Here is a 12,550-nt window from a genome sequence, read left to right on the forward strand (position 1 = left end):
GGCCGCAGGTCTAATCGCCGCTGAACGAAGACGCAGGCCGTCAGGCGCCGACGCGGAACAGAGGAGGAGAGATGCGGAGCGCCTTGCTCGCCACGACCTTGGCCCTGGGCGCGAGCGCGGCCTGGGCGGCGCCCGAGGCGCGTTCGAGCCTGGCGACCATGCCCGTGGATGCCCGCGCGGTGACGGTGCGGGGCGCCGGCGACGGCCGCGCCGACGATAGCGAGGCGATTCAGTCCGCCATCGCCGCCGCGCGCGGACCGACGGGCGAGGGCATCGTCTTCCTGCCTTCGGGCCGCTACCGCATCACCCGCTCGATCCTGATCCCGCAGGGCGTTCGCCTGTTCGGCACGGGGCGGACGCGCCCGGTGCTGGTGCTGGCGCCGCGCACCCCCGGCTTCGATACCGGGGTCAAGACGATGGTCGTCTTCACCGGCGGCGATCAATATGAGGTCGGCAAGGTGCCGGTGCCGGTGCCGACGCTGGTGCCGGCGAGCGACACGGTGCGCGACGCCAATTCCGCCACCTTCTACTCGGCGATGAGCAATATCGACATCGAGATCGGCGAGGGCAATCCCGCCGCCGCCGGGGTGCGCTTCCGCGTCGCGCAGCATGCCTATCTGTCCCACATGGACTTCCGCCTCGGCTCCGCCTTCGCGGGCATCTACCAGGCGGGCAATGTCGCCCAGGATCTGCATTTCCATGGCGGCCGCTACGGCATCGTCTCGGAAAAGACCTCGCCCGCCTGGCAGTTCACGCTGCTCGATTCGAGCTTCGACGGACAGCGCGACGCCGCGATCCGCGAGCATGAGGTGGATCTCACCCTCGTCAATGTCCGCATGGCGGATGCCCCGGTCGGGATCGAGATCGATCAGGGCTATAGCGACTCCCTGTGGGGCAAGGATGTGCGCTTCGCGCGCATCGCCAAGGCCGGCATCATCATCAGCAACGAGAACAACGCCTTCACGCAGATCGGCTTCGACAATGCCATGGCCGAGGCGACGCCCGTCTTCGCGCGGTTTCGCGAGAGCGGCAAGACGCTCGACGCGCCGGGCCAGGCCTATCGCGTGGCGGACTTCAGCTATGGCCTGACGCTGCCCGGCACGGGCGCGATGGGGCGGTTCGAGACGCGGTTCAGCCCAACCCCGATCGCGCGCATGCCCGCGCCCGCGGCGCCCGCGATCAAGCCGCTGCCGCCGGTGTCGCAATGGGTCGATGTCCGCACGCTGGGCGTCAAGGGCGATGGGCATAGCGACGACACCGCGGCGCTGCAGCGCGCGATCGACGCGCATCGTATCCTCTATTTCCCGGTCGGCTTCTACATGATCAGCGATACGCTGCGGCTGCGGCCGGACAGCGTGCTGATCGGCCTGCACCCCAGCCTCACCCAGATCCAGCTGCCCGATCGCAGCCCGGCCTATGCGGGCTTCGGCGGCCCCAAGCCGATGCTGGAGACGGCCAAGGGCGGCTCCACCATGGTGTCCGGCCTGGGCCTGTTCGGCGGCCGCATCAATCCGCGCGTCACGCCGCTGCTGTGGAAGGCGGGCGCCGCGTCGCAGATCGACGACGTCAAGATCCAGGGCGGCGGCGGCACCTTCATCGCCGATGGCAAGCCGCTGGGCCTCTATGCGCGGCCGGGCGGCGATTTCGTCGCCAACACCTATATGGACGCGCAATATCCGGGCCTGTGGGTGACGGATGGCGGCGGCGGCACCTTCGTCGATATCTGGGCGCCCAACACCCAGGCGCAGAACGGCCTCTATGTCTCCAACACCAAGACGCCGGGGCATGTCTACGAATTCTCGAACGAGCATCATGTCCGCAACGAGATCGTGCTGGACGGGGTGGAGAATTGGGAGTTCCTCGCGCCGCAGACCGAGCAGGAGGTGGGCGAGGGCGGCGATGCCGTGTCGCTCGAGGTGCGCAATTCGCGCAATATCCTGTTCGCCAACTATCACGCCTATCGCGTCACGCGGAACTACAAGCCCGCGCTCACCGCGGCCAAGCTCTACAATGTCTCGGACATCCGCTTCCGCAACGTGCATGTGAACGCCGAGAGCGGCTATGCCACCTGCGACGCCAATGGCTGCGGCACCTATCTGCGCGCCAGCAAATTCCCGTTCGAGAACGCCATTCTCGACGTCACGCACAAGCAGGAGGTGCGCGAGCGCGAATTCGCGCGGCTGGACGTGGCCGCGAGCCCGCCGCCGCCGCTCGCCGGCGCCGCCGCCGATCCGGCCGGCGCCGGGGTGGAGCGGCTGGAGGATGGCTTCTGGTCCATCTCGGGCGCGGCGGTGGACAAGGAGGGCCGGCTCTATTTCGTCGACCATCGCTTCCAGCGCATCTATCGCTGGAGCGAGGCGGGGCGGCTGGAGGTGGTGGCCGATCATCCGATCGATCCCGTCAATCTCGCGGTGGACGGCCAGGGCAATCTCCTGATCCTCTCCTCGCTCGGCGCGGAAGGCAGCGTCTACAGCCTCAAGCCCGGCACCACCGACGGCACGATCACGCCGATCGCGGCGACCCCGGCCCGCCCCCATGCCGGCGCACGCACGCTGCTGCCGGTCAATTGGTGGAACAATGGCGAGTTTCGCGATCAATATGATCCCGCCACGGATCATTTCACAACGCTGGCCGAGATGTTCGCGCGCGATGTCGCGGCGCCCAAGGCGCGCGAATATGTATCGCCCGATGGCAGCCTGGTGCTGCCCGCCTTCCGCGTCTTCCAGCAGGGGCCGGCCGATCATGTCGGCTGGCGCTTCTCGGATACGCTGCAATCCTATGGCTTCACCGCCGCCCGCCCGGGCGACCGCGTGTTCGTCAGCAATGAATCCGAGGATCGCACCTATTCGGCGCGTCTCGGCGCGGGCGGCAGCCTGACGGACCTCAAGGTCTTCGCCAATCGCGGCGGCGAGAGCGTGGCGGTGGGACCGGATGGCAAGGTCTATGTCGCGAACGGCCAGATCTTCGTCTACGCGCCCGACGGCGCCGAAATCGGGCGGATCGACGTGCCCGAGCGGCCCTTGCAGCTGATCTTCGGCGGCGCCGACAAGCACACGCTCTTCATTCTCGCGCATCACGCGCTGTTCGCGACGCGCCGCTGAACCTTCGACAAGATGAAAAAACCGGGGAGAGACTGATGGATCCGATTACCACCCGACTGGCCCGCCGCAGCCGCTATTGCGCCGGCGCGGCGCTCGCAACCCTCGCGCTCGCCATGCCGGCCTTCGGCCAGGCGCCGGTGCAGGGGCCGCCGGCCTCGGCCGCCAGCGCCGCGCCCCAGGGCGGCGCGCAGCAGAGCACGCCCGCCGCCTTGCCCGATCCCGCCGCGACGCTGCCGACGCCGCAGAGCCAGGCCGCCGAGGCGCCGGCGCAGACGCCCGCCGACATCGTCGTGACGGGCACGCGCATCACCACCAGCGGCTTCAGCGCGCCCACCCCCACCCAGGTGCTGAGCGCCGCCGCCATCGCCAAGAATGCGCAGCCCAACGTCTTCACCACCATCGCCCAGCTGCCCTCGCTCCAGGGCAGCAGCGGCGCCACGGTCGGCACCAACTCCACCTCGAGCGGCACGCAGGGGCTAAGCTCGTTCAGCCTGCGCGGCCTCGGCACGATCCGCACGCTGACGCTGCTCGACGGCCAGCGCGTGGTCGGCGCGAACGTGACGGGCGTGCCCGATGTCAGCCTCTTCCCCCAGCTGCTGATCCAGCGCGTGGACGTGGTGACGGGCGGCGCCTCCGCCTCCTACGGCTCGGACGCGGTCGGCGGCGTGGTCAATTTCGTCACCAACAAGCGCTTCGAGGGCTTCAAGGCCAATGCGCTGGGCGGCGTCACCAAATATGGCGACGATGGCAATTACACCTTCCAGGCGGCGGCGGGAAAATCCTTCCTCAACGATCGCCTGCACGTGGTGGTCAGCGGCGAATACAGCCATGAGGACGGCGTGCCCGCCTATGGGTTCGGCGAAGGGCCGGGGCCGAACGGGCGCAGCTGGTACGACACGGAAACGCTCGTCAACCGGGGCGTGCTGAACGATGGAAGCCCGCAATATCTGTATCGCGAGCATGTCCAGGCCAACCAATACACCAAATATGGCCTGATCGCCGCCGGCCCGCTCCAGGGCATCGCCTTCGACAAGAATGGCCGGCCGTTCAACTTCAACTATGGCTCCAACGGCGTGCCGCTGAAGGACGCCAAGGGCAATGTCTCCAACTGCTATAACGGCTTCTGCGTGGGCGGCGATCTGTCGGGCAATGTCGGCAACGGCACCAGCCTCCAGTCCGAGCTGACGCGCTGGGACGGCTATGGCCGGGTCGGCTTCGATCTCGATCCCGACAACGAGATCTACGCCACCGTGAACATCGCCCGCGTGCGCAGCAGCAACACTCCCAATCCGGGTGCCGCCAAGCAGGGCAATCTCACGATTCAATGCTCCAACCCGTTCGTGCCGGCGGAAATCCAGGCGGCGTGCGCGGCCAATGGCATCACCAGCTTCGCCTATGGCGTGAGCAATGCCGTGCTGCCCAATTTCACCAGCGTCCAACCCACCCGCACCCAATATCGCTTCGTCGGCGGCGCGGACGGCAAGTTCAACCTGTTCGGCAGCGACTGGCGCTACGACGCCTATTACGAGCATGGCGAGAACATCACCAACATCCATGTCCGCGACATCACGCTGACCCCGCACTACAACGCCGCCATCCAGGCGGTGCTGGGGCCGAACGGGCAGATCATCTGCGCCAATCCGGCGGCGGTGGCGAGCGGCTGCCAGCCGCTCAACATCATCGGCGGCGATACGCCGAGCGCCGCGACGCTCGCCTATGTCACGCCGATCAACGGGCCGTATCAGCACACGCGCCAGACCCAGGATGCCGCCAGCCTCAGCTTCAACGGCGCGCCCGTCTCGCTCTGGGCGGGGCCGCTTTCGGTGGCGATCGGCGCCGAGTTCCGCCGCGAATATTACCGCGTCAACGCCGATCCCTATGGCAATGGCGTCACCGCGAGCAATCCGTACACCGCCGCCTATCCGGCCGATCCCCTGGTCAACAGCGCGGGCAACAACTGGTATGCCGGCAATTATCACGACGGTCACGGCTCCTACAAAGTCTATGAAGGCTTTCTGGAGCTGAACCTGCCGCTGCTCGACTCGCATTCGCTGGGCAAGGCCAATCTCAACCTCGCCGGCCGCGCGACGCATTACAGCACCTCGGGCACCGTCTATACCTGGAAGATCGGCGGCGGCTGGCAGACCCCGATCGATGGCGTGAAGCTGCGCGCCGTCACCTCGCGCGACGTGCGCGCGCCCAATCTGAGCGAGCTGTTCGCCGCGCCGATCGCCGTGACGGTGCCGAACATCAACGATCCCTTCAACAACCGCTCGATCAGCATCATCCAGAATTCGATCGGCAATACCGCGCTGAAGCCCGAAATCGCGCGCAACACCGAGGCCGGCATCGTGCTGTCGCGCCCCGCCTGGGCGCCGGGGCTGAGCCTGTCCTTCGATTATTACCGCATCAAGCTGAAGGGCGTCATCTCGGCGCTGGGCGCGCAGCAGGAGATCAACCTCTGCTCGCAGGGCGTCACGCAGACGTGCAGCGCCTTCGATCTCAGCGGCAGCGGCCCCTATATCGTCAACGTCCAGTCCTTCAACCTCGCGTCGATCTACACCGACGGCTTCGATATCGAGGCGAGCTACCAGTTCCCGCTCGAGAAGATGGGCCTGCCGGGCAATTTCACCGTCCGCGCGCTGGCCACCAATGTCCGCCACTTCATCACCGACACCGGCATCCCCGGCACGGTGCCGATCGACAGCGCCGGCGCGAACAGCGGCGCCACGCCCAAGTGGAAGCTGCTCGGCGTGGAAAGCTGGGATACGGACAAGTTCAGCATCACCTTCACGCAGCGCTGGTTCAGCGACGGCACCTTCGGCAACCAATATATCGTCTGCCAGACGAACTGCCCCGCCTCGACCGAGAGCCGGCCGACGATCGACTATAACAAGATGCCGGGCGCCTTCTATTTCGACATCGGCGGCTCGTACAACCTGACCAAGAAGCTCACCGCCTATTTCAAGATCGACAATCTGTTCGATCACGATCCTGCGGGCTCGCCGCAGACCAATACCGGCATCGACGTCAACCCGCAGCTCTACGACGTGCTCGGCCGCATGTACCGCGCCGGCATCCGCTATAATTTCTGATCTGCCCCGCGATCCCGGCGGCGCCTAGCCGGCGCCGGGATCGCGCCCATAGGGATCGGCGAGCAGCGCCACGCCATGGGGCGTGGGCGTGGCGGTGGCGTAGGTGAGATAGACCGGCACCGCCGGCGCGAGCGCCACCGGCCGCTCGGCCGCGCCCGGCTTGGCCGGCAAGGCCGTGCCCATCAGCCAGCGGGCGAGCCGCGGCGCATCCTCCAGCCGCACGCAGCCATTGCTCAGATGGCGATCGGCCTTCGCCATCAGCGCCTTTTGCGGCGTATCGTGCAGATAGATGCCCTGATCGTTGGGGAAGATGAATTTCACCCGCCCCATGGCGTTGGCGCCGCCTGGCAGCTGGCGCAGCCGCACCTCGGCCCGCCCCGCCGCCACCGCCCGCCAATCGATGCCGCGCGGATCGAGCCGCGCCGGGCTGGCGCTCCAGTCCGACAGCGCCTCGAAGCGCAGCGCGGCGAGCGAGGCGCCCGCCACCATCTTGGGCGCGATCCGGCGCTGCACCAGATCGGGCGGCACGTTCCAATAGGGATTGAGGATGGCGTAGCGCACCATGCCCGCGAGCATCGGCGTGGGCGTTTCGGGCGTGCCGACCACCACCCGCATCATGCCCTGCTGGCGCCCCTTGTCGTAATAGAAGAGCCGCGCCGAGGCGGCGTCGACGGTGATGTGGCGCACCCAGGGGCCGGGGAGCAGGCGCAGCCGATCCAGCGTGGCGGCGAGCCGGCGGCGGCCGGCGCCATCGAGCGCGCGGGGATCGGCGGTGCGGAGCCGGGTGTAGAGCGGGTCCATCCACTCCATCCGCGCGATATAGGGCAGCAGCGCCGGCGCCAGCGCGGCCTGGCGCAGAATGGCCTCCGGCGCCGGGCGGCCGGGCTTGAGTTCGGCGTCCAGATAGGTGATCCGCGCCTTGGGCGCGCGCCGCATATCGCGGACATAGCGTGCGAACAGGGCGGAGAGGGCCAGTTCGGCCTCGGCGCGCGCGGCGGCATCGCCCGTGCGCGCCGATGCGAGCAGTGCCGCCATTCTGCCGAGCCGGTACTGATCGGGATCCAGCCCGTCGCGATCCGCCTGCGCCACCAGCGCGAGCAGCGCCTCGCCGGCGGGGGCGCGGCCATGGTCCTCGATCCAGAGCGGCCAATAGCCGCGCGCGGCATAGAAGCGGGCGAGCGCGCCGTGCGCGCGCGCCTGGAGCGCGGCCGCGACCGGCCGAAGCGCGGCGCGATCCGCGCCGCCGGTGCGTTCGACCGGCGCCGCCAGCACCGCCGGCGCGGCGAGCGCCCCGGCCAGGGCGAGCGCGGCGCGCCATCGCTCGCCCCGCATGGCGATCAGCCGCGCTCGCCGCGACGGGTGGGAAGCGGCGGCGGCGGCGGCGGGCAGGGGGGCGCGACAAAGGCGTGGTACACGCCATCGGCCGAATACCAGCCATCGGCGATGCCATCGCCGTTGCGATCGGCCGCGACCGTGCCCGCGATCGCGCCCGGCGCGGCGGGCGGCGCGCCCGCCACCGGCGCCTTGCCGCTATGCGCGCAGCCCGCCAGCGCGGCGACGCCGGCGGCTATGGCGAGACGTGAAACCCTCATCCTGTCCTCCCATCCTTCTCGTTAACCAACGCGATCGGTTCGAGGCGGCGCGGCCTGTCTGCACCATGAACGGCCCGGGGGCGGACCCGGGGCGCGGCGGACGAACAGTGGCTGTCGCGCGGCTGGTGGAACAAGCGCCGCCCCGAAGCCTTTCCCCGACAGGCGACGCGCGCGTTCGCGTCGGACGCGCGGCACGGCTCCCGACACGATCGTCCCCGCGCGTCATGCCGCGCCGGCCGACCAGCCCGGAAAGCGCGACGCCGACCGCTTGATCACCCTGGTTTATCCCAAGTTGCTTTTCGGTCCATTATGGACCAATTGCGGCTGGTCCGGATCGATCCGGGGCCCGGGCGCCACGCGCCCAACGGCGATGCCATGGTGGGGAAGGCGGCGAGCGACGGATGGAGCGTGGAACCGAGTGCCTCGTCGAGCCGCTGCGCGTCCATATTCTGGATGATGATCGCCACGACGCCGATCAGGTGGCGGCCCTGGTGGCGCCGCTGGGCGGGATGCCCGTGCTGCATCACGGCATCGACGCCTTTGTCGAGGCGGCGATGCGCGACACCATGGCCTGTCTGATCGTGGAGCAGGTGCTCGCGACCGGAACCGGGCTTGCCGCGCAGCGCGAGCTGGCGCGCCGCGCGTGCCGGCTGCCGCTGATCCTGCTCTCGCGTCGACCGACGCTGGGCTCTGCGCTCGCCGCGATGCGCGCCGGCGCGCTCGACTATCTCGAACGGCCGATCGATCCCGCACTGCTTGCCGCCGCGTTCGCCGCCGCGCGGCTGCACGTGCGCTCGGTGGCCGGCCAGAGCCGCTCGGCGGCGCGTCTGGCGCTGCTCACGCCCCGCGAGCATGACATCTTCCTGCGTCTCGCCATCGGCACATCCACCAAGATGATTGCGCACGAGCTTGGCCTGGCCAGCCGCACCGTCGAACATGGCCGCGCCCGCATCCTGCGCAAGCTCGACGTGACCAGCCTCGCCGCGGCGACGCGGCTGGCGCTCGAAGCGGGCGTGATCGACTAGCCGCGCGCCGCCCGGTGCCGCCGCGCGATGCTTGGGCGCGAGAAGGCGGGGCGGCCGCGCCGTAGCCGGGTTGCGGTGGCGCGGCGCAAGGTGGGCGCGCGACGCGGCGGTGGCAGACCGGCACCAACGGGCTGCGCGCGCCGTCGTCCTTCGGCGCCGGCGTGCTTCTCCGCGAGGTCGGAGACGGCCGCATTCGTGGGAAAGGCGGAGCGCGCTCTCGCCCCGTCGCTCGCCGTTTACGGGCCGCCCATCGCCGCGCCGCGTCTTTAAACCGGCCGCGTCCCGCCGGCCCGGTCAGGGCGAGGCGCGAACCGCCGGCGCTGGCTCCGGGGCCTTCAGATGGACGAGTCGGCGCATGCGGCTGGCATGCGTCGCGTGCGGGCGCGCGATCGCCCGGCCCCGCTGGCGGCGCGTCACCCGATCGATGCAGAGGCCGGCACATCGGGCGCGCGGGCGGCACTTTCCCGCGCCTCCCGACGCGCGCGCAGGGCTGATCGAGGCGGCCCGCGCCCCGGCGGCCCGGTCGCGGCGCGGGGGATCAGGCGCGGGTGCGGAAATCCCAAGGCCGCATCCTGAGACGGGCGGCTAACCTGCGTCCCCCGCGATGGTCCGTGCGCGCCCGAAGCGCCATGCGCACGCCGCGCCGCGATCAGAAGGGCGAGACGGCTTCGTAGAGCTGCTGGCCCCAGCGCGGTTGCTGCATGTCCGTCAGCTGGCCACGGCCGCCATAGCTGATCCGCGCCTCGGCGATCTGGTCGCTGCGGATGCTGTTGTCGCGGGCAATGTCCTGCGGGCGGACGATGCCGGTGATCAGCAGCTCGCGCAGCTCGAAATTGACGCGGATCTCCTGCCGCCCCTCGATCACCAGATTGCCATTGGGCAGCACCGCCTTGACGATCGCCGCCACGCTCGTCTTGATTTCCTCGGTGCGCGAGGTGTTGCCCGTGCCGGTGGAGGTGGAGCTGGTCTTGCCGGCGACCAGCGCGGCCGGATCGGGGCTGCCGGGCAGGATCTGCTGCAGCTTGGTCTGAAGCCCGAAAAAGCCGCTCAGCCCGGCATTCTCGGCGCCCGTGCGGCCGCGCGAGGAGCTGTTGCCGAGCGTGGCGCTGTCGGCGATCTGGATGCGGACGGTGAGGATGTCGCCGCGCGCCGAGGCCCGCTGATCGTGGAAAAAGGCCCCCGCGCCGGTGCGGAACAGCGAGGCGCCGCCCGGCGCGGCGGGATTGCCGCCGGTATAGCGCTCGCCCAGCGGCTGCGCGCCGAGCGAGGGTTCCACCGCCGGCGTCTGCGGCGTGACCGATGGGCTGACGGCGGGGGCGCGGCCGATCGCCTTGACGCGGCCGACCACGCCGCAGCCGGAAAGGCCGAGACCGAGCAGCGCCAGCAGGAGGGGCAGGGCGAACCCCGGCATGCCCCGGCGTCGATCCTCCGCGCACCCCCTGGTGCATGGCGCGGCGTGGCTGGTCTCGGACGCGCGATCCCGCATCGCCACTCTCCTCAGCGGGTGCCGACGCGGACGCGGCCGGGCCCGTCCACCACGGTATCCAGCGTCTGCCGCGTCGCCGCGCTGAGGACGCGCACCGGATCGCCCAGCGCGCCGCCGTTCAGCGCGCGGCCCTGGGCGGTGATGGAGAGCGGACCGGCGCGATAGGCGATGGCGACGGTGTCGCCCCGGCGCACCTGCTGCACCGGACGGATGTCGCCGGCGCGCACCGGCATGCCCTCGGCGAGGCGATAGCTCGCCTCATGGCCGGCGAGCGCGGCGGGGGCGAGGCCGCCGCGCGCGCGGGCGATCTCATCGCCCTCGGCCGGGCGCAGATCGCCCGGCACCAGCGGCGTGCCGGCGTCCACCGCATGGGCGAGCACATGGCCGGCCGAGGCGCCGGCGAGCACATGGCCGGCCGGGGCGCCGGCGAGCAACAGCGCGAGCAGCGGCGCCACCGCGCTCACCGCAGCTGGCTGGTGGTGGCGAGCATCTCGTCCGCCGCCTTCACGGTTCGGCTGTTCATCTCATAGGCGCGCTGCGCGCTGATCAGCGCGGTGATCTCCGCGACGGGATTGACGTTGGAGGTTTCCAGGAAATGCTGGTTGAGCTTGCCGAAGCCGGGCTGGCCGGGATTGGCGACATTGGGCTGGCCCGACGCTTCGGTCTCGAGATAGAGATTGCCGCCCAGCGCCTGGAGCCCGGCCTCGTTGACGAACAGAGCGAGGTCCAGCTGGCCGACATCCTGCATCTGGGTCTGGCCGGCGAGCTTGACCTGGACCAGCCCCGTCTTGGAGATCTGCACGTCCAGCACGTCGCGCGGGATGGTGATGTCGGGCTGGACGCGATAGCCGTCCGTCGTCACCAGCTCGCCCTGATCGGACAGGCGGAAGGAGCCGGCGCGGGTATAGGCGGTCTCGCCATTGGGCATGGCGATGCGGAAATAGCCGGGCCCGTCGATCGCGAGATCGTAGCGGTTGCCGGTGGCGGTGAGGGGGCCCTGCTCCTCGATCCGGTAGATATCCGCCGTGCGGACGCCGCTGCCGATCTGGATCCCGGCTGGCACGCGCGTGCCGTCGGCGCTGCTGGTGGCGCCGGGCCGGGCCTGGGTCTGGTACAGAAGATCCTGGAATTCCGCCCGCTGCCGGCGGAATGCGGTGGTGTTCATATTGGCGATGTTGTTGGCGATGACGTCCACGTTGGTCTGCTGCGCGAGCATTCCGGTCGCGGCGATCGAGAGGGAACGCATGGATCCTGGCCTTTTGCTGCGGGCGTGTGCGCGATGCGTCTCTTTTATAGGAGGCTATTCGGCCTTCCCGAGCCGCCCGATCGCTTGTTTGCGCAAGGCATCGAGATTGGCGGACATTTCCATGCTCGTCTGGTAGGCGCGCAGGATCTCGATCATGTGGGTGGATTCGAGGATCGGCTGGACGTTGGAGGCCTCGGCGCCGCCGGTTCGGAGATGGGTCTCGGCGGGCGCGAGCAGCCTACCGCCGGCGCCCGACAGCAGGCCATCGCCGCGTTCGGACACGCGCAGCTCGTCGAACACGGTCACCCCTAGCCGCGCGATCGGCGCGCCGGCGACGGGGCTGCCCGTGTCCGATCCGGCGCCGCTCGCGGCGGTGATGGTGCCGTCGGCGGCGATCGCCAGCCCCGCCCGGCGTTCGGGCGGGATGGTGATGGGCCGGCCGCCCTCGTCCAGCACCGGCTGGCCGCCCGCCGCCGCGAGCAGGCCATCGGGCCGCACATGCAGCATGCCGTCGCGCGTATAGGCGGTGGCGCCGGCGGCGTCGCGCACGGCCAGATAGCCGGGCCCCTCGATCATCACGTCCAGCGGATTGCCGGTGGCCTGGAAGGCGCCCGCCCGCGCATCGTGCACCGCGCCGAAATCGAGCACGAAGCTGGTGCTGCGCGCATCGGGGATCGGCGCCTCGCGCGTGCGCTCGACAAAGCTGTGGAACAGCGCCTGGCCGCGCTTGTAGCCGGGCGTGTTGACATTGGCCATGTTGCTGGCGGCGATGTCCATCTGGCGGCGCAGCGCCTGGGCATGGCTCAACAGCACATAGGTCGAGACATCGGAGGACATCGCCGCTCCCGCGTGCCGGCATGATCGCGAAATCGGCATCGGCCGACCGGCTGGCCGACGCCCTCTCTATAATAGAGGCGTGATGGCCGTTCGCGGCGGATCGGCGGCATTTCGGCTGGCGAACGTGATGCCGGCGGACGTGATGCGGGCGGAAAGCAGGGCTGGCTG

Annotated in this window: 9 protein-coding genes; 3 read left to right on the forward strand and 6 right to left on the reverse strand. The window is 69.9% G+C overall.

The genetic code is table 11. The annotated features are described in order from the left end of the window. Nucleotides 1-71 precede the first annotated feature (71 nt). Together LHA26_RS11690 and LHA26_RS11695 are read left to right on the forward strand one after the other, a co-directional pair. A complete protein-coding gene (locus LHA26_RS11690) occupies nt 72-3,101 on the forward strand; it encodes a glycosyl hydrolase family 28-related protein (RefSeq protein ID WP_252165783.1) in 3,030 nt (1,009 codons plus the stop codon). Between the two features lie 35 nt (nt 3,102-3,136). Continuing rightward, nucleotides 3,137-6,196 carry a TonB-dependent receptor plug domain-containing protein gene (locus tag LHA26_RS11695; RefSeq protein WP_252165784.1) on the forward strand — a complete coding sequence of 1,020 codons (3,060 nt, stop codon included), beginning with the start codon at nt 3,137-3,139 and terminating at the stop codon, nt 6,194-6,196. A 24-nt stretch (nt 6,197-6,220) separates the two neighbouring features. Here LHA26_RS11695 and LHA26_RS11700 read toward each other — a convergent pair whose 3' ends face one another. Next, nucleotides 6,221-7,528, reverse strand: coding sequence for a L,D-transpeptidase scaffold domain-containing protein (locus LHA26_RS11700; protein WP_252165785.1), 1,308 nt, complete (start codon nt 7,526-7,528; stop codon nt 6,221-6,223). Nucleotides 7,529-7,533: 5 nt separating this feature from the next. Then, nucleotides 7,534-7,788: a hypothetical protein gene (locus tag LHA26_RS11705; protein WP_252165786.1), complete on the reverse strand. Its 255-nt coding sequence runs from the start codon at nt 7,786-7,788 to the stop codon at nt 7,534-7,536. A 401-nt stretch (nt 7,789-8,189) separates the two neighbouring features. On the opposite strand from LHA26_RS11705, the gene LHA26_RS11710 reads away from it, so the two are divergent. Next, nucleotides 8,190-8,813, forward strand: a complete 624-nt coding sequence (locus LHA26_RS11710; RefSeq protein WP_252165787.1) for a response regulator transcription factor — start codon at nt 8,190-8,192, stop codon at nt 8,811-8,813. Nucleotides 8,814-9,462: 649 nt separating this feature from the next. Here the strand turns inward: LHA26_RS11710 and flgH are convergent. From flgH to LHA26_RS11730, 4 genes are all read right to left on the reverse strand, one after another. Then, a complete protein-coding gene (flgH, locus tag LHA26_RS11715; protein WP_252165788.1) occupies nt 9,463-10,224 on the reverse strand; it encodes a flagellar basal body L-ring protein FlgH in 762 nt (253 codons plus the stop codon). A gap of 86 nt (nt 10,225-10,310) precedes the next feature. Next, the gene (gene flgA / locus LHA26_RS11720; protein ID WP_252165789.1) at nt 10,311-10,763 is read right to left on the reverse strand and encodes a flagellar basal body P-ring formation chaperone FlgA; all 453 of its coding nucleotides are present in this window, start codon (nt 10,761-10,763) and stop codon (nt 10,311-10,313) included. Next, on the reverse strand, nt 10,760-11,545 hold the full coding sequence (gene flgG / locus LHA26_RS11725) for a flagellar basal-body rod protein FlgG (protein WP_252165790.1): 786 nt from the start codon (nt 11,543-11,545) through the stop codon (nt 10,760-10,762). Before flgG ends, flgA begins: the two co-directional genes overlap by 4 nt. A 54-nt stretch (nt 11,546-11,599) precedes the next feature. Continuing rightward, nucleotides 11,600-12,382 (reverse strand): flagellar hook-basal body complex protein, encoded by a 783-nt coding sequence (locus LHA26_RS11730; protein ID WP_252165791.1) that lies wholly within the window; start codon nt 12,380-12,382, stop codon nt 11,600-11,602. Nucleotides 12,383-12,550: the final 168 nt, after the last annotated feature.

This window comes from Sphingomonas morindae, from assembly GCF_023822065.1.
Lineage (GTDB): Bacteria > Pseudomonadota > Alphaproteobacteria > Sphingomonadales > Sphingomonadaceae > Solisphingomonas > Solisphingomonas morindae.